General features: G+C 35.6%; 25 protein-coding genes. 19 read left to right on the forward strand and 6 right to left on the reverse strand.

Annotation, left to right across the window (positions count from 1 at the left end; translation table 11 throughout):
* The first annotated feature begins 132 nt into the window (after positions 1-132).
* The 5 genes from U9M49_RS01095 (at position 133) to U9M49_RS01115 (ending at position 5,500) form a co-directional block, all read left to right on the forward strand.
* A complete protein-coding gene (locus tag U9M49_RS01095) occupies positions 133-1,065 on the forward strand; it encodes an ABC transporter permease (protein WP_095369802.1) in 933 nt (310 codons plus the stop codon).
* Positions 1,066-1,071: 6 nt separating this feature from the next.
* Positions 1,072-1,986, forward strand: a complete 915-nt coding sequence (locus U9M49_RS01100) for an ABC transporter permease (RefSeq protein ID WP_095369801.1) — start codon at positions 1,072-1,074, stop codon at positions 1,984-1,986.
* A gap of 11 nt (positions 1,987-1,997) precedes the next feature.
* Entirely contained in the window at positions 1,998-3,065 is a 1,068-nt protein-coding gene (locus U9M49_RS01105; protein WP_095369800.1) for an ABC transporter ATP-binding protein, read from the forward strand.
* Positions 3,066-3,068: 3 nt separating this feature from the next.
* Positions 3,069-4,004: an ABC transporter ATP-binding protein gene (locus U9M49_RS01110; RefSeq protein ID WP_095369799.1), complete on the forward strand. Its 936-nt coding sequence runs from the start codon at positions 3,069-3,071 to the stop codon at positions 4,002-4,004.
* A 281-nt stretch (positions 4,005-4,285) separates the two neighbouring features.
* Positions 4,286-5,500, forward strand: coding sequence for a putative glycoside hydrolase (locus U9M49_RS01115; protein ID WP_095369798.1), 1,215 nt, complete (start codon positions 4,286-4,288; stop codon positions 5,498-5,500).
* Between the two features lie 86 nt (positions 5,501-5,586).
* Here the strand turns inward: U9M49_RS01115 and U9M49_RS01120 are convergent, their stop codons facing one another.
* On the reverse strand, positions 5,587-5,772 hold the full coding sequence (locus U9M49_RS01120) for a hypothetical protein (RefSeq protein ID WP_095369797.1): 186 nt from the start codon (positions 5,770-5,772) through the stop codon (positions 5,587-5,589).
* A gap of 241 nt (positions 5,773-6,013) precedes the next feature.
* Between U9M49_RS01120 and U9M49_RS01125 the strand changes: the two genes are divergently transcribed.
* The 5 genes from U9M49_RS01125 to pepF all read left to right on the forward strand — a co-directional run bounded on the left by U9M49_RS01125 (position 6,014) and on the right by pepF (position 12,046).
* Positions 6,014-6,589 (forward strand): GNAT family N-acetyltransferase, encoded by a 576-nt coding sequence (locus U9M49_RS01125; RefSeq protein ID WP_322909171.1) that lies wholly within the window; start codon positions 6,014-6,016, stop codon positions 6,587-6,589.
* Between the two features lie 557 nt (positions 6,590-7,146).
* Positions 7,147-7,542 carry a transcriptional regulator SpxA gene (gene spxA / locus U9M49_RS01130; RefSeq protein WP_095369795.1) on the forward strand — a complete coding sequence of 132 codons (396 nt, stop codon included), beginning with the start codon at positions 7,147-7,149 and terminating at the stop codon, positions 7,540-7,542.
* A gap of 666 nt (positions 7,543-8,208) precedes the next feature.
* Positions 8,209-8,859, forward strand: coding sequence for an adaptor protein MecA (gene mecA, locus U9M49_RS01135; protein ID WP_095369794.1), 651 nt, complete (start codon positions 8,209-8,211; stop codon positions 8,857-8,859).
* A gap of 102 nt (positions 8,860-8,961) precedes the next feature.
* Positions 8,962-10,107 (forward strand): competence protein CoiA, encoded by a 1,146-nt coding sequence (locus U9M49_RS01140; RefSeq protein WP_322909172.1) that lies wholly within the window; start codon positions 8,962-8,964, stop codon positions 10,105-10,107.
* A 115-nt stretch (positions 10,108-10,222) separates the two neighbouring features.
* Positions 10,223-12,046 carry an oligoendopeptidase F gene (pepF, locus tag U9M49_RS01145; protein ID WP_095369792.1) on the forward strand — a complete coding sequence of 608 codons (1,824 nt, stop codon included), beginning with the start codon at positions 10,223-10,225 and terminating at the stop codon, positions 12,044-12,046.
* Positions 12,047-12,699: 653 nt separating this feature from the next.
* Here the strand turns inward: pepF and U9M49_RS01150 are convergent.
* The 4 genes from U9M49_RS01150 to U9M49_RS01165 all read right to left on the reverse strand — a co-directional run bounded on the left by U9M49_RS01150 (position 12,700) and on the right by U9M49_RS01165 (position 15,515).
* Complete coding sequence (locus U9M49_RS01150) at positions 12,700-13,572, reverse strand: ClpXP adapter SpxH family protein (protein ID WP_095369791.1); 873 nt, start codon at positions 13,570-13,572, stop codon at positions 12,700-12,702.
* The gene (locus U9M49_RS01155) at positions 13,569-13,976 is read right to left on the reverse strand and encodes a globin (protein ID WP_095369790.1); all 408 of its coding nucleotides are present in this window, start codon (positions 13,974-13,976) and stop codon (positions 13,569-13,571) included. The genes U9M49_RS01150 and U9M49_RS01155 overlap by 4 nt, the downstream gene beginning before the upstream one ends.
* A 276-nt stretch (positions 13,977-14,252) precedes the next feature.
* Positions 14,253-14,900: a lytic transglycosylase domain-containing protein gene (locus U9M49_RS01160; RefSeq protein WP_095369789.1), complete on the reverse strand. Its 648-nt coding sequence runs from the start codon at positions 14,898-14,900 to the stop codon at positions 14,253-14,255.
* 24 nt (positions 14,901-14,924) lie between these two features.
* Entirely contained in the window at positions 14,925-15,515 is a 591-nt protein-coding gene (locus U9M49_RS01165; protein WP_322909173.1) for a CYTH domain-containing protein, read from the reverse strand.
* Positions 15,516-15,677: 162 nt separating this feature from the next.
* Here U9M49_RS01165 and U9M49_RS01170 point away from each other — a divergent pair, with 162 nt between their 5' ends.
* From U9M49_RS01170 to U9M49_RS01185, 4 genes are all read left to right on the forward strand, one after another.
* A complete protein-coding gene (locus U9M49_RS01170) occupies positions 15,678-16,052 on the forward strand; it encodes a hypothetical protein (protein WP_095369787.1) in 375 nt (124 codons plus the stop codon).
* Positions 16,053-16,166: 114 nt separating this feature from the next.
* On the forward strand, positions 16,167-16,805 hold the full coding sequence (locus tag U9M49_RS01175) for a GTP pyrophosphokinase (protein ID WP_095369786.1): 639 nt from the start codon (positions 16,167-16,169) through the stop codon (positions 16,803-16,805).
* A gap of 28 nt (positions 16,806-16,833) precedes the next feature.
* On the forward strand, positions 16,834-17,628 hold the full coding sequence (locus tag U9M49_RS01180; protein WP_095369785.1) for an NAD kinase: 795 nt from the start codon (positions 16,834-16,836) through the stop codon (positions 17,626-17,628).
* A gap of 387 nt (positions 17,629-18,015) precedes the next feature.
* A complete protein-coding gene (locus tag U9M49_RS01185; protein WP_322909174.1) occupies positions 18,016-18,903 on the forward strand; it encodes an RluA family pseudouridine synthase in 888 nt (295 codons plus the stop codon).
* Here the strand turns inward: U9M49_RS01185 and prpE are convergent.
* Positions 18,900-19,634 (reverse strand): bis(5'-nucleosyl)-tetraphosphatase PrpE, encoded by a 735-nt coding sequence (gene prpE / locus U9M49_RS01190; protein WP_095369783.1) that lies wholly within the window; start codon positions 19,632-19,634, stop codon positions 18,900-18,902. The two genes, U9M49_RS01185 and prpE, sit on opposite strands and share 4 nt — an antisense overlap.
* Positions 19,635-19,768: 134 nt before the next feature.
* Between prpE and U9M49_RS01195 the strand changes: the two genes are divergently transcribed.
* The 5 genes from U9M49_RS01195 to U9M49_RS01215 all read left to right on the forward strand — a co-directional run bounded on the left by U9M49_RS01195 (position 19,769) and on the right by U9M49_RS01215 (position 24,781).
* The gene (locus U9M49_RS01195) at positions 19,769-21,616 is read left to right on the forward strand and encodes a monovalent cation:proton antiporter family protein (protein ID WP_322909175.1); all 1,848 of its coding nucleotides are present in this window, start codon (positions 19,769-19,771) and stop codon (positions 21,614-21,616) included.
* 154 nt (positions 21,617-21,770) lie between these two features.
* Entirely contained in the window at positions 21,771-22,544 is a 774-nt protein-coding gene (gene fabI, locus U9M49_RS01200; protein WP_095369781.1) for an enoyl-ACP reductase FabI, read from the forward strand.
* A 366-nt stretch (positions 22,545-22,910) separates the two neighbouring features.
* Positions 22,911-23,648, forward strand: a complete 738-nt coding sequence (locus U9M49_RS01205) for a hypothetical protein (protein ID WP_322909176.1) — start codon at positions 22,911-22,913, stop codon at positions 23,646-23,648.
* A gap of 27 nt (positions 23,649-23,675) precedes the next feature.
* The gene (locus U9M49_RS01210; protein WP_322909177.1) at positions 23,676-23,927 is read left to right on the forward strand and encodes a hypothetical protein; all 252 of its coding nucleotides are present in this window, start codon (positions 23,676-23,678) and stop codon (positions 23,925-23,927) included.
* Positions 23,928-24,307: 380 nt separating this feature from the next.
* A complete protein-coding gene (locus tag U9M49_RS01215) occupies positions 24,308-24,781 on the forward strand; it encodes a CotO family spore coat protein (RefSeq protein WP_095369779.1) in 474 nt (157 codons plus the stop codon).
* Positions 24,782-24,810: the final 29 nt, after the last annotated feature.

Consider the following 24,810-nt stretch of genomic DNA (forward strand, 5'->3'; position numbering starts at 1 on the left):
AACTTCCTATATACCTTCGTTCTTGTAATAGGTATTATCCTTCTAATGGTAAAATTGTATTATATTATCTATTATGAGCTTTGCAGTTGTAGACATACTGACCTCAGTAAAATCAATTGGAGGTGTTGGACAATGACGAAATATATAGGAAAACGTCTGTTATATATGATAATTTCATTATGGCTAATTGTAACGGCAACATTTTTCCTTATGCGCATTGCACCTGGAAACCCGTTTGCTTCAGAAAAGAAACTACCACCAGAAATTGAAGCGAATTTACAAGCACATTATGGCTTAGATCAGCCATGGTATCAACAATATTTTGATTATCTAATCAATGTAGTAACGTGGGATTTTGGCCCATCTTTTAAATACAAAAGTCAAACAGTTAATGATTTGATCACAGAAGGATTCCCTGTATCTTTTGTATTAGGTTTTCAAGCAATACTAATTGCCGTTGCCTTAGGTGTTTTATTTGGTGTAATCGCTGCTTTAAGGCAAAATAAATGGCAAGATTATTCAACAATGGCTGTTGCTGTTTTAGGAATATCCGTGCCATCATTCATTATGGCAACATTTTTACAATATTTCTTAGCAATAAAATTGCAAATATTCCCGGTAGCTCGTTGGGAATCATTTATGCATACCATTTTGCCAGCTCTTGCACTTGCAGCAGGACCGATGGCTTATATCGCAAGACTCACACGATCTAGTATGATTGAGGTATTAGCAAATGATTATATTAAAACTGCTAAAGCAAAAGGCTTGAGCGGTGGAGTAATTACAGTTAAGCACGCAATGAGAAATGCTCTTCTTCCGGTAGTTACTTATTTAGGACCATTAACTGCTGGTGTTTTAACAGGTAGCTTTGTTATCGAGAAGATTTTCGGTATTCCAGGGTTAGGTTTCCACTTCGTAACAAGTATTACAAATCGTGATTATACAGTAATAATGGGTGTGACAGTGTTTTATAGTATTCTTTTACTATTAGCTATTCTCCTAGTGGATATTGCGTATGGAATCATCGACCCAAGGATTAAACTAGCTGGGAAGAAAGGAGAATAATAAATCATGCAAAGTGCGAATGATAAATTCAAAGTTGTCGGCACACAATTAGATGATGCCGAAAAGATTTCGAAGCCAAGTCTTTCATTTTGGAAAGATGTCTTCATTAGATTCCGAAAAAATAAGCTTGCTATGTTTGGTATAGTCCTACTTATTATTCTCATCTTCATGGCAATCTTTGGACCATATATGACAGAATATGACTATAAGTCAAATGATTTAACAAATAAAAATCAGCCACCTTCTGCTGAGCATTGGTTCGGTACCGATGATCTTGGACGAGATATGTTTGCTCGTACGTGGGAAGGTGCTAGAATTTCGATCTTTATCGGTGTTGCAGCTGCGTTAATCGATTTATTTATTGGTGTTGCCTGGGGCGGAATCGCCGGATACAAAGGTGGTAGAACCGATGAAATAATGATGCGTGGTGCCGATGTTTTATCAGGCATTCCTTACTTGTTATTAGTTATCTTGTTAATGGTTGTGCTTGGCCAAAGTTTAAGTACGATGATTATTGCTATGACAATAACCGGATGGATTAATATGTCCCGGATTGTTCGAGGGCAAGTACTTAGCTTGAAGAATCAAGAATTTGTTCTTGCTTCTAAAACTTTAGGTGCAAATACAACAAGAATTATGGGTAAACATTTAATTCCAAACTCAATGGGTCCAATTTTAGTTACAATGACATTAACAATTCCTTCTGCGATCTTTACAGAAGCTTATCTTGGATTCCTAGGATTAGGTTTAACACCGCCTCTAGCGAGTTGGGGTACAATGGCCAATGATGGTTTACCAGCGTTAAGATATTACCCATGGCGATTATTCTTCCCTGCGATCTTTATTTGTTTAACCATTTTTGCATTCAATGTAGTCGGTGATGGTCTACGTGACGCACTCGACCCAAGAAGCCGTAAATAAGGAGTGAGAACATGGAAAAAATTCTCGAAGTAAAAGATCTAAAAGTCTCATTCCAAACTTATGGAGGGACGGTACAAGCTGTTCGTGGTGTTAGCTTTGACCTTCATAAAGGTGAGACATTAGCTATTGTTGGTGAATCAGGTTCAGGTAAAAGTGTTACTTCACAAACACTAATGAAACTAATTCCAATGCCTCCAGGACAAATTACTGGTGGAGAAATTCTTTTCTATGGTGATGATATTGTACCTAAATCAGAAAAAGAAATGGAAAACATACGCGGTAAAGATATAAGTATGATTTTCCAGGATCCAATGACTTCATTAAACCCAACAATGAAAGTTGGTAATCAAATCATGGAAGGTTTGATTAAGCACCAAGGATTATCTAAAGCAGATGCTAAAAAACGTGCAATAAAGTTATTAGAACTAGTTGGTATTCCGATGCCTGATAAACGAGTAAATCAATATCCGCATGAATTCTCAGGTGGTATGAGACAGCGTGCAATGATAGCTATAGCCTTGGCTACAAACCCTAAATTACTGATTGCTGATGAACCTACAACCGCTCTTGATGTAACTATTCAAGCTCAAATTTTAGAGTTAATGAAAGAGTTACAAGCGAAAATGGACACATCTATTATCTTTATCACTCATGATCTAGGCGTTGTTGCCAATGTGGCAGATCGTGTAGCTGTTATGTATGCTGGTCAAATCGTTGAAATAGGCACAGTAGATGAAATCTTTTATGATCCGAAGCACCCTTATACTTGGGGACTACTTGCTTCTATGCCAAGTGTTGATAATGATACAAAAGATGAATTAGCTGCCATTCCTGGTACGCCACCAGACTTAACAAATCCGCCAATTGGTGATGCATTTGCTGCAAGGAACAAATATGCATTAGCCATTGATTACGAGGAAGAACCACCAATGTTTCAAATTTCTGAAACACATTTTGCGAAAACTTGGTTGTTACACCCTGATGCACCTCATGTTGAACCACCTGCAGCGGTGAAGTTGCGTCAACGTCAAATGTCCTCCAATTTTGATAAACCAGTAATTGTGAAGGAGGGTATTTAAGTTATGGCAGAGAAATTAGTTGAAATAAAAAATCTAAAACAACATTTTAATGTTGGTAAATCGAATATGGTTAAAGCGGTTGATGGCATTACTTTTGATATTTACAAAGGTGAAACCCTTGGTCTAGTTGGTGAGTCAGGTTGTGGGAAATCAACGACCGGTAGAACAATTATACGCTTGTATAATGCCACTGATGGACAAGTTTTATTTAATGGTGAAAATGTTCATGGTAAAAAGTCAACCAATCAACTAAAAGCATTTAACCGTAAAATGCAGATGATTTTCCAAGACCCTTATGCATCCTTAAATCCTCGTATGACGGTTGCGGATATCATTGCTGAAGGTATTGATATTCATGGGCTTGCAAAGTCGAAAAAAGAGCGTATGGAACGCGTCTATGAGTTACTTGAAACAGTAGGCTTAAATAAAGAGCATGCTAACCGTTATCCACATGAGTTCTCTGGTGGACAAAGACAGCGTATCGGTATAGCTAGAGCGCTAGCTGTTGAACCTGAATTCATTATTGCTGATGAACCGATTTCTGCTCTTGACGTATCTATTCAGGCACAAGTTGTTAACTTAATGAAAAAACTTCAGCGTGAAAAAGGGTTAACTTACTTATTCATTGCTCATGATTTGTCAATGGTTAAGTATATTAGTGATAGAATTGGTGTGATGTACTTTGGTAAGCTAGTTGAACTTGCCACAGCGGAAGAGTTGTATAGCAATCCTATGCACCCTTATACACAATCATTATTATCTGCTATTCCATTACCTGATCCAGAGTCAGAAAGAACACGTCAGCGAAAAGCATATGACCCAGCTGTTCATCAATATAGTGCTGATGAGAAGGTTGAAATGCGTGAAGTTCGTCCTGGTCACTTTGTTTTCTGTTCTGAAAAAGAATTTGCACAATACCAAAAAGATCATAAAAGTTAACTTAAAAGCGATCTCTTATTGAGGTCGTTTTTTCGTAGATTAAATCTGCTTAAGACCTGCCTCCAACCTAAAAAAATATTTTCGGAACAAATATTCAGTTAGGAAAAATATGAATATTAGGAATATGTTTAGTGCTTTCAATCACTAAAATGTATGAATATAGTATACAATAGTTTGTATGAAATTACTATCGCAAAAATTAAAATATTTCTCATTATTACTATTTTCTTTTGCATTGGGTTTAACTTCTAGTAGAATAGGAGATAAGAAAAAGAAAATATATGGATGAGGAGGGAAAAATAGTGAGGGCGATTAAAGTTGCTTTTTTCTTACTTTTATTAAGTGTAGTGCCACAATTAGACCATGCGAATGCTGAACAACAAAGTTATCAGCTTCATGCACAGAAAGAATATGCTGGTTTTTTTATGGAATTACCTGAACAAATGAAACGGTTTACATACGATTCAGGCTACGACTTTACCTACCCAGATGCTATTAGAGGTATTTATGTTACTGGTCCATCGGCAGGAGGAGCAAATTTTGAACGGTTATCAAATTTTGTTGATAAGACAGAATTAAATGCGATGGTTATTGATATTAAAGATGATTGGGGAAATCTTACATACCAGCCGGAAGATGATAGTAAATATAAGGATATTGTCGAACCTTATATAAAAGATACGAAAGAGATGTTAACGACATTAGAAGAAAAAGAGATTTACCCTATTGCGAGGGTCGTTGTTTTTAAGGATTCAACACTAGCCAAGTTAAAGCCTGAATGGTCGTATAAAGAAGGAAATAAAGTATGGACAAACGGAAGAGGAGAAGCCTTTGTTAATCCGTTTATGGAAGAAGTGTGGCAATATAATGTAGATATTGCTATAGAAGCAGCTAAAATGGGATTCCAGGAAATTCAATTTGATTATGTTCGTTTCCCTGAAGGATTTGAGCATATGGCTGATTCATTGAAGTATGGTAAAGGAAAGTATACGAACGGTAAAGATGATGTGCAGCTGAGAGTAGATGCTGTTACAGACTTCGTTAAGTTTGCGAAAGAACAGTTAGAGCCTTATGGTGTCAAAGTATCTGTTGATATTTTTGGTTATACGGCTACTTTACCAGAGGCACCTGGGATTGGACAGAACTTCTCAAAAATCTCAGAACATGTGGATGTCATATCTTCAATGATCTATCCGAGCCACTGGGGGCCATACTTTGGGATTCAAAAACCAGATTTAGAACCTTACAAGCTTATTAAAGAGTACGCAAAGGTAGAGAATGCCAAACGGGAGGAACTAGCTTCTCCGCCTATTTCTAGACCTTGGCTACAGGATTTTACTGCATCTTATTTAGGTACCGGTAATTACAAGCCTTATGGTAAGCAAGAAATAGAGGATCAAATTAGGGCTTTGAATGAGGAAGGAATTGACGAATTCTTATTGTGGAATGCCGGCAATCATTATACAGAAAATGTTGATTATACCCCATTAAATTAAAAAATAAGCAGCTGATAGTATGTTTATCAGCTGCTTATTATTTGACACTTATTGTGTATGCGTTATCATAGTATATAGGATGAGGATTATTTCTTCTTTCCGCCCACGTTTTTCCATCCGGTTTGCATAAATGCAGATTGGTCTACGAATTCGGATTTTTTCTTGCCGCCAAATAATTTTATTCCCAAGCTGTTTATTAGTACACCTAAAAGGGAAGTTAAACTGAGTATGAGCAATGAAACGATAATCAAGTCTGAAAAGTAACCAATCATTGATAAACCTCCAATTTTCTTTTCGGAAAATTCAAGTTATTCTGATGATGTTCTATTTCTAATAATAAAGCATTTATTAAAGAATGAAAAGAATGAAAATCACAAATACTTTGATAGAGCGTTACAACTTAGTTTATTTATACGTGAATGATGACTTATTTATACGATTTTCTTATACAAGAAGAGAAAGCTGGAAGTTTATCACGACTGGAAATATTTAAATAATAAAGGGGTTTGGTCCATGCATTGGTATGAAAAATTGAATCAGTATTTTCCTGTAGAAGAGATGAAGTCAAAAGAGCATATGGAAACACTTTTGAAAGAGCGACCTGATATTTATCATAAAGATGAGGGTCCAATGCATGTGTTAATGTATGTTGAACTTGAAACTTTTGTCTTTATCGACTACCTGTTTGTGTCCAAAGATTCAAGAGGACAAGGTTTAGGACATAAATTAATTGATCAATTAAAGGAAAAAGGCAAACCGATTATTTTAGAAGTTGAACCTGTTGATTATGAAGATACTGATACGGAGAAACGCTTGAAATTTTATAAAAGAGAAGGCTTTGAGCACGCTCAATCTATAGGTTACCGTCGTCGATCTCTTGCAACAAATGAAGTGAATCCAATGGAAATTTTATTCTGGGCACCTAATAATGAAACGGAAGAAATGATTTTCGATGCTATGATTAAAACATATGAATTGATTCATACTTACAAGGATACTCAATTCTATGGAGCATCATATCAACCAGTAGATGAAGTCCTTACTTTTTCTGAGAATGACAATAATAATGATCTTTTGAAAGATATTTAATCCAAAGAAATCCCGAACAACCTCAATGTTCGGGATTTCTTTTTAGGTAAAGAATGGCTCAACATCATTTTCTTATAAAGTTTTTTTTCATTTAAAGTCGATTATTGAGAAAGTAAATGTTTATTCTTAAAAAAAAGGGGTAAATGTCTATCATAGTTATATAGGTTAAATAGTAACAGATTTCATTATTCTATAATTGAACAGTTTGTGAACAAATAAAAAAATCAATATTTCATGAAACCTTTTTTAAATGAAAACGTCTTATATTATAGATTCACTAAGGCAGAAGTTAATTGTTTAATTGGCATTTAAGTGTATGAAGAATAGAAAAATATATATCATCTGTTCCACAGATGGTGTATAATGAAGTGGAACAGCTTATTTAAATTAATTATAAATTACAACAATAGTTACAGCCTAGTGGATTATTCTCAATGAGAAAGTAAGCCTGTTCATTGAAAACGGAAACAAGTGTAACAATCAGTAAGAATAGCATAATTAAACAATTACGGCGAATAAAATATACTTTAAATTTCTAAGGAGTGTGAAATTGTAAAATGGTCACATTATACACTTCACCAAGTTGTACATCATGTAGAAAAGCAAAAGCATGGTTAGAGGCAAACGATATTGCATACAAAGAAAGAAATATTTTCTCAGAACCTTTAGCAATTGATGAAATTAAAGAAATCCTTCGTATGACAGAAGATGGAACAGATGAGATTATTTCAACACGTTCTAAAACATTCCAAAAATTGGATGTTAATCTTGAAACGATGCCTTTACAGGATTTATTTGAATTGATAAGAGATAACCCTGGATTATTAAGAAGACCGATTATCTTAGATGAGAAAAGATTACAAGTAGGTTATAATGAAGATGAAATTCGACGCTTCCTTCCTAGGAAGGTTCGTACGTATCATCTACGTGAGGCTCAAAAGTTGGTTAACTAAAACCAATCGTACTCACTTAACTTCACATTTAATCCTAAGTATGCTAAATGAAAACGAACAAATCCTTTTTTACGATTTGTTCGTTTTTTAGTTTCTTTCAAATAATTTTTGAATAAGTTTTGAAAAAAGCATTGCGCATCCATCTACAGAGATACAGTAAAGATAGCCGAACCAAATTCTTTAGTCTATACACTAGAAGATATTTCTGATACATAATAGAAGAACCACATTTCTGCCCCATGATATTCGTACTAATCATTTTACTGTTATTCATACTCGATTATTTCCAAAGGCCATTACAGTGTTTTATCACAAATCAATAGCGAAAAAAAGCTTTTCATCAGCCTAAGCTTGTTTCTTGTAGGGGACAGGTTTTTTTGATAAAATACAAACACAATAAATATATATTGTATTAACGAATATAGGCATTCATTCGTTTTTTGCCAATTGTATTTTTGGGCATTCCCTTTACAGCATATTTATCATAAAATATAACAAAAGGTAAAACATAATAGGTATATCTGTTGTTACACATTATTTTCTCATTATTCTTGCTAGAATGATCACTAAAAGAATAATTTTCTTGAAATAGGGTAAATGGTAGTAAAGTAGTACAAATTAGGGGTTATAATCCCTTCACAAAAAGCAAGAAGGGAGAGTTGCTAAGTGGAAATCGAGAGAATTAATGAAAACACGGTGAAGTTTTATATCTCATATATTGATATTGAGGAAAGAGGCTTTGATCGTGATGAAATATGGTACAACCGAGAGAGAAGTGAAGAACTTTTTTGGGATATGATGGATGAGGTTCACACAGAAGAAGATTTTGTGATGGAAGGTCCATTGTGGATTCAAGTTCAAGCACTCGATAAAGGATTAGAAATCTTAGTAACGAAGGCGCAGTTATCTAAAGACGGACAAAAGTTAGAGCTCCCTGTTTCTGATGAAAAAATGAAGGATTTTGCTGTAGATGAAAGAGTAGAAGCAATGCTTGATCAATTACAGGAAAATGAAGAAGAGGAAGCGGAAGAAAAATTAGATTTCGTTATTGCCTTTCGAGACTTTGAGGATATCATTTCATTATCCAAGAGAGTGGAACTAGGAAATGTTCATACGCAACTGCGTTCATACAAGAATAACTATTATTTAATTGTCGAATTTCCCGAGGAACAATTCGAAGAGGATGAAATTGATAATATTCTAAGTATACTACTTGAATATGGGCATGAAACAGATACAACCATTCACGTGATTTCTGAATATGGAAAGGTAATTATCGCTGAAAATGCTTTAATTGAACTAAAAAAATACTTTTAATAAAAAAGCCGATTTCTTTAAGAAGTCGGTCTTTTCTTTTTATGCAGGAATAAAGAATGATAGGGGAGAAGATAGAATGTATAGAAAGGATGTGAACATACATTGTTAAAGGCAATAACGAATGATGGCAAACTTATTAATGCCCAAGATGTTCAATACGGTAAATATAAGGAAAAGTCTTTTTACTGTCCAGAGTGTAAGGATGTTGTCATTTTAAAGAATGGCATCTTTAAAAAGTCTCACTTTGCTCATAAACCGCATAGTCAATGCTTTGAATCATATGAAAAAGAGTCAGAAGTCCACTTAAAAGGTAAATTATTGTTATACGATATATTAAGAAAATACTATAAAAATGTTGAGGTTGAAAAATATTTCGCTAACATCCATCAAAGGGCGGATCTCAGCTTTGAACATAACGGACTTGTTTATGCCATTGAGTTTCAATGTTCAATAATTCCTACAAAAATAGTTCATAAGCGTACAAATGGCTATATAAAGTCAGGAATAAAACCACTGTGGATATTATCCCACCAACAGCTCCATACTATAGGAAATCATTTATTTTCTTTAACCGCTTTTCATTATTCTTTTCTTCAGCAAACTTCCGCTAAAAAATTTATTATCCCTATTTTAAACGTTGATACAGAAAATTTGTATATACTTTCTCATCTCCTACCAATTTCTACGAAAAAGTCTTTTGCCCATATAGATCTAAAGCCACTTCGCTCGAATAATTTGTACGAATTATTGAATCTAAGAATTAATAGAATGAGAATGGACTTTTCTTCTTGGTTGCAAGAAAGGGAGAATATAAAAAGGTATGGAAGCTTTAAATATAGCTCATTTTCTAAACGATTTAAAGATGAAATCTACCGTTGCGGGCTTCATATGGGAAATCTACCAGATTTTTGTGGTCTTCCTGTAAGGGGGAGTGCTAAGCTGAGTACTTCACCAATTCAGTGGCAAACATATATTTTTATAGATATATTACGCCATGAAGAGTTATTTTCTATAGAAGATGCATATGATTCCATGCAATGCCGCTTGGAGAGAAAAGATATTCGTATACGTGTAGAGGTACCCATAGATCTTAAAGAAGTAATCGATGCTTATTTACATCTTTTATACACTATAAAAATAATTGAGAAAATCGACGGTACCAAATTTCAAATCAGGTCTTCTGATATGAAAAATAAGAAAATAAGTAAGGCAGAAGGGGAAATAATTATGAAAATGGCATTAAGTTGATATTGAAGTATTTTAAATCAATTGGTGAAACATAATACTGAACAATTACTTTCATTTGATGTAAGATAGTAACAGATAGTAATTTTTAACATAATGAATGTAGGAGGAAAACAATATGGCTAACGATTCTACAGTTAAGAAACTACCAACAAGAAACGAGGTTCCAGTTGAAGAAACTTGGCGTCTTGAAGATATTTTTTCAAGTGACGATGAATGGAATAAAGAATTTAATGAAGTAAAAGAGTTATCTAAAGAAGCAGGCAAGTTTAAAGGGATGTTGCATGAAGGTGCAGAGGTTCTTTATGATGTTTTACAATATCAAGATCACTTACTTTCTCGTATTGTGAAGCTCTTTACATATGCAAGAATGAGATATGATCAAGATACAACAAATGCAACGTATCAAAGTTTAGATGATAAAATCAAAGGGCTGTATTCAGTGGTTGCTAGTGAACTTGCTTTCATAGTGCCAGAAATTCTTGCCATTGATGAAGATCAATTAGCACAGTATATAGCCGAGAAAGAAGAATTAAAAATGTATGAACATGCACTTGAAGAAATCAATCTTCAACGTCCTCATGTACTTACAGCGGAAAAAGAAGCCTTACTTGCACAAGCATCAGAAGTAATGGATGCATCAAGTAATACTTTTGGAATGTTAAATAATGCTGATTTAACATTCCCATCGATTAAAAACGAAGAGGGAGAAGAGGTTGAAGTGACACACGGTCGATTTATCAACTTCCTAGAGAGTGATGATCAGCGTGTACGTCGAGATGCTTTTCGTGCGATGTATACAACCTATGGACAGTTTCGTAATACATTCGCTAGTACGTTAAGTGGAAATGTGAAAAGAAATAATTTCAATGCAAAGGTACGAAACTATCAATCAGCTCGACATGCCGCTTTATCAGCGAATAATATACCAGAATCTGTTTATGATCAATTAGTAAGCACGATTAATGATCATCTTCATTTGCTTCATCGATATGTGAAACTAAGGAAAAAAGTTTTGCAATTAGATGAATTGCACATGTATGATCTCTACACACCTTTAGTAAAGGATGTAAAAATGGCGATTACTTATGATGAAGCCAAAAAGCTAATGATTGAAGGCTTAGCTCCTTTAGGTGAGGAATATCGCAGTATTTTGGAAGAGGGTCTACAGAATCGCTGGGTGGATGTTTGGGAGAATAAAGGGAAGAGAAGTGGTGCCTATTCTTCTGGTGCTTATGGTACGAATCCTTATATCCTCCTTAATTGGCAAGATAATATCAATAACCTCTTCACATTAACACATGAATTTGGTCATTCTGTTCATAGTTATTACACACGTAAGTCGCAACCATATGCTTATGGTGATTATTCCATTTTTGTGGCTGAAGTAGCATCAACTTGTAATGAGGCGTTATTAAATGATCATTTATTAAAAACGATTGATGATGATAAAAAACGTTTATTCTTACTCAATCATTTCTTAGAAGGGTTTAGAGGAACAGTATTCCGTCAAACGATGTTTGCAGAATTTGAGCATGAGATTCACCAAATGGCTCAAAATAATGAAGCTTTAACAGCAGATGCACTTACTGAAAAGTATTATGAACTGAACAAGAAATACTTTGGTGGTGAGGATATCATTATTGATGAGGAAATTGGATTAGAATGGTCAAGAATCCCTCACTTCTATTACGATTATTATGTATACCAATATGCTACCGGTTATAGTGCTGCAACGGCTTTAAGTGAGCAAATTTTAACAGAAGGAAAACCGGCAGTTGATCGCTTTATTGGTTTCCTTAAAGCAGGTAGTTCTGATTACCCGATAGAAGTGCTTAAAAAAGCGGGTGTGGATATGACAAGTTCAGAACCGATTAAGGCAGCATGTAAAGTGTTTGAAGAAAAGTTAAATGAGATGGAACAATTGTTAGAAACGATTTAATATTTTTATCTAGCAGCCTTTATCAAATGATTTAGGCTGCTAACTTTAAAGTAAACAAAAAGTAATGAAAAAAGACAAGATGTTTTCTAATAATAATGGCAGTTCACTATGAGTAGTAGAGAATTTGACAATAATGTGAAATGGTACACAAACTATTGCGAGCTTAAAAAAGCCATGGTATATTTGTATTGTGAAGTTAATCACAAACAAACAATTTACCCCTTTGTTTGATCGTGAAAAATTTCTCCCATCCCCTTTGTTAAATATATTTACATGAAAAACCCTACGCCTCATGAGAGAGTGTAGGGTTTTTTACTATGTGGATTGAAGGTTGATTGACTTATGTTTTTAAGAAAAATAAATATGACATACCATCCATAAACTGATTCCCCACTTGATTGGGTCTTACAAACCATTTTGACTAAGAAACAGGCATTGCAATTAACGATAAACAGCATTAGATAGAAGTTTCGTTTCACTTACAAGAGAAGCCAATGGTGTGAACAATAGAAGAGAGAACTAATTTTGTCATGTTAGGCGATTAACAGGGAGTGTGAGCATGAATAGGGGAGACGCTTCATACTGTAATGGTGAGGTTTTTCCTTTTAGTCCGCCCTTTACCACGGCATAAAAAAGACTGATGATAAGTATCATCAGTCTAGTGATTTCCAAAAAGATCCGTGCTTTGCAGGTACTTGCTCGACCACTTGCTTCAGTTGAAGTTTTTTCATTTCTTTATTTACTTCTTGCTCCGTCATATTATAAACGACTGCTATTTCTGAAGTTGCGACAAGTTTATAATGTTTAATAAACAGCTCTATGTCAGGTAATGGAGAAGGTTCGAGTCTATATGGAACCATTTCCTTTAGTATTTGCTCATACACATCAAAGCTGTACTGCCCTGTAACTTTTATGCCTTCATCTTCAATGTTTTCATTGAAGAACACCATCGTTGGAATTTCTTCTACATCCATCTCAGCTGTAATCTTTACATCACATTGAAATGCTTTTGCAGCACTTTCTGAATGTATATCGGTTACAAATTCAACTACGTCTAAGCCAATTTGGCTGGCGCATTCTTTTAATACATCAAAGTCTGATACGTTTTTCTTTTCGAGAAACAACTTCTCTTGAAGTTTTCTCAAAAAACGAATGCCGGCTTTTCTGCCCTGTAGTTCGGCTGCCTTAATGGCAATGGAGGCTAACTGAGGGGATAATACCGGATTTTCGTACCAAACAGAGCCGTCACATGACATCCCTGATCGACTAGCGGTTTTCTCCCATTGTTCAACTAATTGGTCGTAGTTTTGTCTTTTGCCTCTATTTAAAGCATTGAGCTTCCCACTTATTACATGCTTGAGAGAAAAATACCGACCATATTCTACAGACAGTTTTTTAATTATCGGCTCTAAACTCCAACATTCTGGGCATAGCGGATCAATAAACATATAGATTTCTAACGGCTTATTTTCACTACCATGACAATGTGGTGAGACAGATTTACTTTCAAATTCTTCATGATTCATTTGTCATCACCCTCTAATTCATCTTTTTCAGGTGTATTTACCATATGTTGTGCTGTGAGAGTCAGTCTCTCGAGAAATCCTTCTTTCAAGCGTGTATCCAATTCGACTTCATTCATTGCATCCTCCATACAAGAGAGCCATGCCTTCGCACGTGTCATTGTGATGGCAAAAGGTAGGTGCCGTGCTCTCAGCATCGGGTGACCGTGTTCTGAGGTATATAATGGCGGGCCGCCTAAAAATTGTGTCAGAAACTGCTTTTGTTTTCTAATTGTTTCAGTTAGATCGTCAGGAAAGATTGGGACGAGCTCAGGATGTTGTCCAACCCGTTTATAAAATGCTTCAACAAGTAGGTGAAGTTTTTCCTCACCTAACGCGTCGAACGGAGTATTGATATTCTCGACCATTGTGATAGAACCCCTTTAAACAAAAGTATGTTAATAAAAGCGATGATTATTTCATCAGCTAGACATAATTCCTTCATGTTTTGATATTATTTTATCAATGTAACGGCTATATCTCAAACAAATAGCTTTGTGCCACCAATTAATATTCAGTATGCAGGTATTTTCAGTTCTATTATATGGGGCAGATCTCTTGGAAAACAAGTACGGAGGATGATTCTCGAGGTTGGATTTCTAAAACAAAAAAGTAGTGACTCAAAAATGAAGTCACTACGATACTTAGACAAATTGTTTTTGGTTTAGTAAATTCTCTGTCACCTTTTGAACATAGTTTTGTGTTTCTTTAAAGGGTGGAATGCCATTATACTTATCAACATTACCAGGACCAGCATTATATGCTGCTAAAGCAAGCTCGGTATTATTCCCATAACGATCAAGCATTTGTCTTAAATATTTTGTTCCTGCCATAACATTTTGGGTGGCATCAAATCTATCATTCACACCAAGCCACTTAGCTGTTTCGGGCATTAATTGCATCAAACCACTTGCACCTGCTGAACTAACTGCATTCGGATTAAAGTTGGACTCTTGTTGAATAACAGCAGTAATTAATTCAGTTGGTACGTTATAGGCGGATGCAGCTTGATGAATGATATCTTGAATTGATTGATCACTATTCTCTCCTTTAAACTTCGTAAGCTGTACAGGAGGAAGAGAAACAGGAGAAGAGGTGAGCATTGTTTCGGCTATCGTTTGAACTGCTCCTATCTCCTGTGAGAAATCAGCAGAAGAATCATTCATTCTTGCTGTAATTGAATTTGATAATAATTGTGAAAAATCAGTTGTATTGCTGTTTTGCGTTGTATTTGGAAGAAAGGTTTGTAAGCTTTGCATTTGCATTAATAGTTTAAGCTGATCAATATTCATTATGACTCTCCTCATATGTCCTTGTTAATCATCTATTCTTCTTTTCTGAACTTCCCGAAATAATCTTTTCACTTTGTTCTCTGTTTTTCTTATCGGTATATTCATCTCTTTTAATAGTTTTTTAAAGGAATTTAAGCCATTTTCCCTATTCAAAACCTCATATTCTAATTCAAAGTCCACCTTATTTAAATATTCACTATTATCTAGGACGATTAAACCGTCCGCATTATTTTTTTCTGCACGGCTTGTTAATAAAGAACCAAATAACTTAAACGTCTCCTCAGGGAAATGGAGGTCACTTTTAAGTGAAGCTAAATATTGCTTATCGATGTACCCTTGTTTGATGATATGCTTTGCTTCTTCCGGTTGAAGATCATGGTTAGTTTCTAATAAGCCATCTGGGTGAGGTTGCTTTAATGTGAGTTCGAATTGATTATTTTTTTCTCTAATTCGAAGCGCACATCCTTCGTTTTTTAAAAAGAAAGTTGGCGTATCAAAATAATAGTTGATTTGAGTGAAGAAATCTTTGTCTTCTATATGAAGATGCTTTCTTAATTGAGCAAATTCCTGTTCTGTAAGCATATTTTTAAATTCAATTTCTATATTTTGTGACATGATTAATCCTTCCTATTCTCTCGACTACATGTATAATCAAATGAGAGATACATGATTTCTTAATACTTATCATTATTATGGCGCTGTATCGCATAATCTGCAATGTTCTTTGAGATTTTTTCCCCTTCTATGGTAAAATGTAAGAGTTTGGAGGTAGATGAAATGAATAAAAAAGTAGAAGTACAAAGTGCGTTATGGAATGATGAAGGAAAGGAATTATTATTAGAAATTGACTCTACTTTATCTGTGAATGATTTCGAGCCAAGAGAACAGATGCTAGTAGATTCCGACCATTTATCATTTATATACATAACAGAAAAAAATGATGATTATACATATATCATGTTACATGAATCATTATGGCAACAATTAAAGCAAGCATTGGTTTTTAATGGTGAAGTGTATTTGCATGATGGAAAAGAAAAGCTTAAATTACCTTTATTTCAAGAGGAATTACAATATCTTATTGAAAATATACGGGGTAACAGTAATTATGGAGATGAAATGGTTGAGAAAGTCGAGGCTATGTTTGAGTAACTTCTCTACTAATGAAGAGTAAATCATGTACCTAAGTTTCTTTCGTCGCTTTATTGCAAAAATTTCTAACTAAATCAAGTTAGAGAAATGAACTTACATAAGGGTGGTGCATGTATGAAGCATTGGGATCAATTTTTAGGGCCATATAAACAAGCTGTAGAAGAGTTAAAAGTGAAACTAAAAGGGATGAGAAGTCAGTTTGATTTCGTCCCAGAGCACTCTCCTATAGAATTTGTGACCGGCAGGGTAAAACCTATAGCTAGTATATTAGATAAAGCCAACCAAAAAGGAATTCCACTTAATAGGTTGGATGTAGAAATGCAAGACATAGCAGGTATGAGAATGATGTGTCAATTTGTTGATGATATAATGAAGGTAGTAGAATTGTTACGTATGAGAAATGACTTTGAAGTGGTGGAAGAAAGAGATTATATTTCTCATGAAAAAGCAAGTGGGTACCGCTCTTATCATGTAGTTATCGCTTACCCTGTACAAACTATCCATGGGGAGAAAAAGATATTAGCGGAAATTCAAATTAGAACGTTAGCGATGAATTTTTGGGCCACGGTTGAGCATTCATTAAATTATAAATATAAAGGCCAATTTCCATCTGATATTCAAATGAGATTACAAAGAGCAGCTGAAGCAGCATTTAGATTAGATGAAGAAATGTCATCGATTCGAGGAGAAATTCAAGATGCACAAGCATTTTTTTCACAAAATAAAGAAAAGCAGCAAAAGAATAAGTCATAGAATGAAAAATAAGAGGAGCTACTAAACAATGAGATTTGCGATTACGTCTAAAGGTGATACGAAATCGAATACATTGATGCATAAGATGAGATCGTACTTACTTGATTTTGATCTAGTATATGATGAAGAACAACCAGATATAGTCATTTCTGTTGGTGGCGATGGAACTTTGTTGTACGCATTTCACAGATATAGCAGCCGCCTTGATAAAACAGCATTCGTTGGTGTTCATACGGGCCACTTAGGATTTTATGCTGATTGGGTACCTGATGAAATTGAAAAGCTTGTAATCGCAATAGCAAAAACTCCTTTCCAAGTGGTGGAATACCCTCTTCTTGAAGTCATTGTCCGCTATTTGAATGGGGGCAAAGAAACAAGGTATTTGGCTTTGAACGAGTCTACAGTTAAAGCTGTGAATGGTACATTTGTGATGGATGTAGAGATTCGAGGTCAGCATTTTGAAAGATTTAGAGGAGACGGTTTATGTTTATCCACGCCTTCAGGGAGTACGGCTTATAATAAGGCGTTAGGTGGTGCGATATTACATCCGTCATTACCTGCTATTCAATTAGCTGAAATGGCATCGATTAATAATAAAGTGTTTAGAACAGTCGGTTCACCTTTAGTTTTACCAGCACACCATGCTTGCCTTTTAAAGCCTGTGAATGAACCGGATTTTAAGATTACAATCGATCATTTATCGCTTTTGCATAAAGATGTAAAATCAATTCAATACCGTGTAGCCGATGAAAAAATTCGCTTTGCTAGATTCAGACCATTTCCATTTTGGAAAAGAGTACATGATTCATTTGTTGCTGATTAACTGAGTGACTTTGGGTAAAATGGATGCTAGTTGAATGGAAATCCGAACAAGTTATTCTAATTCTGTCAAAGGGTTTGAATATGTTCGGATTTTTCTTTCCTGTAAATGCAAAATGTATAAGTTCAGTAATCCACAAGCAAAAATAGAAAAAGTCACTATGACCAAGCATCCAAGCGTTTGACAAAAGAGAATGGCAATATAATAAAATTGTTCGCACACTTAACTCTGATATTTTCTAAAGGAGCATGATATAGAAGCTTTGAGTTGCTGTCCACAGCAATATTCCTAAGGTAGGCTGGAAAAATAAGCTTCATTTCACTCGTATCCCAATGCTTCTTAAAGAACTGTCTTTGTTTGCATTTACTTCGTTTATAAGGAGATAAAAGAATGTTTACTTTACAATGGCAAATTGATTCACTTGATACACCAGTTAATATCAAATCATTCCTATCACAGCAAAATATTTCTAAAACCGCTTTGACAGATATAAAGTTTGCTGGAGGTTTTATAAAAGTGAATGGAGTAGTACAAAATGTGCGATATATGATTAATAACGGCGATGTATTAGAGGTTGGCTTTCCACTTGAGAAAAGAAGTGAAGGTTTGCAACCTGAAAATATTCCTCTCTCCATTCTTTACGAAGACGATGCAGTATTAATCGTTGTGAAGCCAGCAGGTATGAGCACTATTCCATCGCGAGAACATCCAGGTGGGAGTTTAGCGAATGCCTTATTAGGTTATTATATCAACCAAGGAATAGAGTCCACTATTCATATTGTTACAAGACTGGACAGAGAGACGTCAGGTTTAGTATTAATTGCCAAGCACCGTCATGTTCATCATCTTTTAAGTCGTCAGCAGCAAAATAATGGTGTTCAAAGAAAATATAAAGCTTTTGTTTGTGGGTTAATGGCAACAAAGGAAGGGTGGATTGAGGAGCCAATTGGCAGAAAACCTGATAGCATTATCGAAAGAATGGTTAGCCCGAATGGTAAACATGCAGCGACGTATTTTAAACAACTATCTCAGCAAAAAGAAAGACAATTCACTGAATTAGAATTGTCTTTAAAAACGGGCAGAACCCATCAAATACGAGTGCACCTATCTCATATCGGCTTTCCTTTAATAGGAGATAATTTATATGGGGGTTCGACCAAATTGCTGCAACGTCAAGCCTTGCATTGTTTTTCCCTATCTTTTACCCATCCTATATCGATGGAAGTCCTTAACTTTTCAATTCCTTATCCTGAAGATATGCAAGCATTACTAAGTTAATCAAAGCGAGCAAATTTACCCTCCTGGAAGGGAAGCGAAGAGGAAACAGATACAGTCTGTAATTCAGGGTATTTAAGAGCCGTTAATTTATTGCCAAAAACTGCGCCAGTATCAATATTATATGTTTGATTGATTTTGCGCACTTCTCTCACAGGTGTATGGCCGTAAACAATTAATGTTTGTCCAGCATAATTTTGTGCCCAATCTCTTCTAATAGGAGATCCATCAGGATGGTTCTCTCCTGTAATATCACCATAAAGAGCAAATGTTTTTGCTTTTTTATCTTTTTTACCAATCCACTCTTCCTTCATTCCTGCATGTACTAATAATAGTCTTCCTTCGTCTAGTAAATAATAAAGAGGAGATTGTTCGTATAACTCGATAAACTTACGAAGTATATCTTTTCTTTCTTGTTTATTTAAGCTTTGTAATTCTTCTACTGTCGTTTCTAAACCGTGAGTAGTCTTTACAGGATTTCCTAGTGCATAGCGGTATAATTTATTGCAGTGATTGCCAGGAACATAATAAGCTCGATTCTTTTTTATTAATTGATATACGGTTTGAATGACTTTTAATGATTGTGGACCACGATCAGTTAAATCACCGATAAATGCGAGCTGCCTATCGTGTTTTAACGGAATGCCTGAATGCCAGTCATAGCCTAGCTGAACGGTTAGATCCTTAAACTCTTTATAACAACCATGAATATCCCCAATTATATCTAGTTTCATTTACAGTCCCTCACTTTTAAAGTAGTTTGAATCGTTTAGATATGAAAGTTATAGAATTCTTATCGTTTGCATTTTTATTTTTCATATGTTTAGATTTTATTTCGACTAATTTTATTAAAAAGGAGTGATATAGAATGGAACATGGAAATTCAGTCGCCTCACTTGTAATTGTTATCGTGATAGCTTTCTTAGTACCGATTATACTACATCGTCTAAAAATCAACTTTATCCCAGTTGTAGTAGCAGAAATTCTAGCAGGATTAATTATTGGGAAAAGTGGATTTAATATAGTACAAGAGGATATGTGGCTTGAAACATTATCGACATTAGGTTTTATCTTCTTAATGTTTCTAAGTGGGCTTGAAATAGATTTTTCCGCATTTTCATCGAAAAAGAAAAAGCACCGATTGGAAAATGGCAAACCTGAACCAAATGCATTTCTCACTGCGAGCATCATTTTCGCCGGTATTTTTATCGTGTCATTAGTTTTATCATATGTATTTGTTTTAGTAGGCTTTATCGATAATGTGTTTCTAATGACGTTAATTATATCAACGATCTCACTTGGCGTTGTTGTTCCTACCTTAAAAGAAGGAAACATCATGAATACTAATATCGGGCAAATCATCTTGCTTGTAGCGGTCATTGCCGATTTAGCAACGATGATTCTACTCGCCGTATTTGTTTCAGTAAATGATGGCGGAGAAGGGAATACATGGTTATTATTACTACTATTTGTTGTTGGCGTGATCTTATACTTTGTAGGAAGAAGATATAAAAATAATAACTTCATACAGTCGCTATCAACTGGAACAATTCAAATTGGCACGAGGGCTGTTTTTGCACTCATTATTTTCTTAGTAGCTGTTTCAGAATCTGTTGGAGCAGAGAATATCTTAGGAGCATTTTTAGCAGGTGTACTTGTCTCATTATTGGCACCAAACCAAGAACTTGTTCATAAATTAGATTCATTTGGATACGGCTTTTTAATACCAATTTTCTTTGTAATGGTAGGTGTTGATTTAGATATTTGGTCACTTTTCGCTGAGCCAATGTTATTAGTGTTTATTCCATTATTATTATTGGCATTGCTCATATCTAAATTAATCCCGGTTTTTTATATGAAGAAATGGTATGATATGAAAACTGTTGTCGCGTCAGGATTTATTTTAACTTCGACGCTTTCTTTAGTCATTGCAGCTGCGACCATTGGTCAAAGAATGGGTATGATCTCTGAAGAAATGGGGGGGATGCTAATATTGGTAGCTGTTATCAGTAGCATCTTTACACCTATTGTCTTTAAGAAATTATTTCCAAAAGAAACGGTCAAAGAGAAGAAGATTAAAGTATCCTTCATTGGTGCGAACCAGATTACAATGCCGTTATCCAATGAATTAGCTTCAGATATGTATGAAACGAGTGTTTATCATACAGCTCAGCAAAAAGAGGAACCATTTATTACACCAGCCTTCGAGTTGAATGAACTTCCTGCTTTTTCAATGGAAGCAATAAAAGAAACAGAAATATTGCAAGCTGATGTTGTTGTGATTACAACTGGAGATGAGGATATTAACCTTGAACTGGCAGAAGCACTGAATGAATCAGGAATTAATCGTGTCATTTGTCGTTTAGAAAACCCCATTCTTGAAGAAAAGGCAATAGCTGCTGGTATTGAATCATTTTCAAGTATGTTGTCAACGAAAACTTTATTACGAGCGTTGATCGCTTCTCCGAGTGTAGTGGAGATATTTGAAAATCAAGAAACGACCTTATATGACGTGAAATTACGAAATTCTAAATTTGATGGAATGACAATCAGACGATTTCCTTTTGCCGGTGATGTTATATTTGTTCGTATCTTAAGGGGGCAAGAAACAATTATTCCCCACGGTGATACAGAGCTTTTATTAAACGATCGCTTAATCGTCACCGGTTCTCGGGAATATGTGGAAGAATTGAAGTGGGAATTAGAGCTTCACTAATTATTTCTAGGTACGAATAGATTCTATGACAGAGTCTATTCGTATTTTTTTTGTATAACCTCATGCGTCACATTCCTATTGAAAGTTGAATGTTTTTCATGTAATATTAGTACTAGGTACTAATAACATGTATAAATTATAGGGGGATTATAAAATGACGATCTCATTAAAAGGGAAAACTTACGTTGTAATGGGCGTAGCGAATAAACGTAGTATTGCCTGGGGAATAGCAAGGTCACTACATACAGCAGGTGCAAACCTCATTTTTACATATGCTGGTGAAAGATTAGAGAAAAGTGTCCGAGATTTAGTAAGTACCCTTGATGGTGCGGAGAACTCACTTGTATTACCTTGTGATGTGACGAATGATGAAGATGTAGAGAGTTGTTTTAGACAAATAAAAGAAGCAGTTGGAGAAATTAATGGTATTGCACACTGTATCGCATTTGCCAATAAAGAAGAGCTTCAAGGAGAGTATATGAATACATCTAGGGATGGCTTCTTGTTAGCGCATAATATTAGTTCGTATTCTTTAACAGCTGTTGCTAAAGCAGCAAGACCATTAATGGCTGAAGGCGGTAGCATTGTTACCATGACTTACCTTGGTGGTGAAAGAGCAATTAAAAACTATAATGTCATGGGTGTAGCAAAAGCTTCACTTGATGCAAGTGTTAAATATTTAGCAGTTGACTTAGGAAAAGAGAATATTCGCGTAAATTCTATCTCTGCTGGTCCTATTCGTACTTTGTCAGCTAAAGGTATTGGTGAATTCAATTCAATCTTAAAAGAAATCGAAGAGAATGCGCCATTACAAAGAACAACAACGCCTGAAGAAGTAGGAGATACAGCTGTGTTCTTGTTTAGCGACATGTCAAGAGGTATTACGGGAGAAAATATTCACGTCGATTCTGGTTATCACATTCGCTAATTCAGTACAATTGTTAATAAATGAATGGCTAGCATTCATTTAAAATTGCACAATTTATTTCATGCGCACACAACTCGTTAACTATAAGACAAGTTGTGTGCGCATTTTCTATATCCATAGCACGGTGTGTTGGAGTGGAAACGAGACGCGAAATGTCCAGCTAATAATATACATGAAAAAAAGAATCATGGTAATGTGTGTGTATCTTCGGTTTGCACATATTTTGCAAACGCTCTTAGCTCAGCTTACATCTTTGATTTTGTATTTCAGTGCCATGCCAATCCTATTTGCGGGGCACTCAAGTGAGATTGCGCATTTGAGTGCCGTGCAAATCGCATTAGCGGGCACTCAAGAGAGGTTTTGCATGTGAGTGCTGTGCAAATCCCATTAGCGAGGCACTCGAGTGAGGTTTCGCATGTGAGTGCCGTGGAAATCCCATTAGCGAGGCACTCAAGAGAGGTTTCATATTTGAGCGCCGTGCAAATCCCATTAGTGAGGCACTCAAGAGAGAATGCGCATGTGAGTGCCGTGGAAATCTTATTAGCGAGGCACTCGAGTGAGATTTCGCATGTGAGTGCCGTGCAAATCTTATTAGCGAGGCACTCAAGAGAGGTATCGTATTTGAGTGCGGTGCAAATCCCATTAGCGAGGTACTCGTGTGAGATTGCGCATGTGAGTGCCGTGCAAATCGCATTAGCGGGGCACTCAAGTGAGATTTCATATTTGAGCGCCGTGGAAATCCCATTAGCGAGGCCCTCGAGTGAGGTATCGTATTTGAGTACTGCGCAAATCCCATTAGCGAGGCCCTCAAGAGAGATTTCGCATGTGAGTGCCGTGGAAATCCCATTAGCGAGGCACTCAAGAGAGGTTTCATATTTGAGCGCCGTGGAAATCCCATTAGTGAGGCACTCAAGAGAGGTTTCGTATTTGAGTGCTGTGCAAATCGCATTAGCGAGGCACTCGAGTGAGATTACGCATGTGAGTGCCGTGGAAATCCCATTAGCGAGGCCCTCAAGAGAGATTTCGCATGTGAGTGCCGTGGAAATCCCATTAGCAAGGCACTCGAGAGAGATTTCGCATGTGAGTGCCGTGCAAATCCCATGAGCGGGGCACTCGAGAGAGATTTCGTATTTGAGTGCCATGCCAATCCCAATAGCGAGGCACTCAAGTGAGATTACGCATGTGAGTGCCGTGGAAATCCCATTAGCTGGGCACTCAAGAGAGTTTTCGCATGTGAGTGCGGTGCAAATCCCAATAGCGAGGCACTCGAGTGAGATTTCGTATTTGAAAGCTATGCCAATCTCATCAGCGAGGCACTCAAGTGAGATTTTGCATTTGAGTGTCGTGCAAAACTCAGCTCTCATCATGCCATTTACATTATGAAAGGCTTCACGCTTAGTTTCTTATTTCTATTATTCTTAATCTAACTTATGACACACTTCTTCACCATTATCTACTGATCTTTTGGAAAACCTGAAAAAACGTTAGTAACATGTACTGATAATTAAAGAGGAGTCTGCTGTCTCGTAAGATCTTTTTTCATTATTTTCTTGATCGATAAAGAAACTTTAAATAAGGTGATATAAGACAATCAGGGATATGAATATAAATTTATTGTAGTAGGACTCTATATGAAAACATTTCGTAGATTGAAGTCTTCTGGCGAATTATTTCCTTTCCGTTAGTTAAAATGAACGCCCATTTTTATTTCACATATAATATGTTGGCGCTTCGAATTTATTGAAGAGGGACAGGTGAAAGACATGGATACACAAAATAAAAAAAAGAAGCCTTTATTATATGTACAACAATCTAATCTTCCTTCTCCTTCGACATCAATGCAGTCAACTTATTCCAGTAAAAATGAAGTTGAGGAAGAAGAAAAAGAGGTTATCACAAATTCTTCAATAGATGAACAAGGTGAGGTGGAGAAAAAAGAAGAACATGTACAGCAAGTTTTAGAAGAATACGAGGAAAGTCAGTCAGAAAGTGAGCAAGGGTTTAACCGTGTGAAAAGTTTTAAGGATATGAATGTCCAGGAAAGGATTGATTATCTCCTTCATTTTCCTAAGCAATTACCTCCTGTACCTTGCTTATTTATAAGTGATGATAAGCATATTAGGGGATTTATTGAGTTAAAACAAGGCAATGAGTTAATGATTAAAACATTAAGCGGCAGTATGCAAACCATTCATATTCATAGTATAAAATCGATAAAAATGGTCGGTTTTAGGTGAGTAGACTGTATATAAAAAGCCAGTCGAGT

This window comes from Cytobacillus sp. OWB-43 (assembly GCF_034651445.1).
In the GTDB taxonomy this organism is placed as follows: domain Bacteria; phylum Bacillota; class Bacilli; order Bacillales; family Cytobacillaceae; genus Cytobacillus; species Cytobacillus kochii.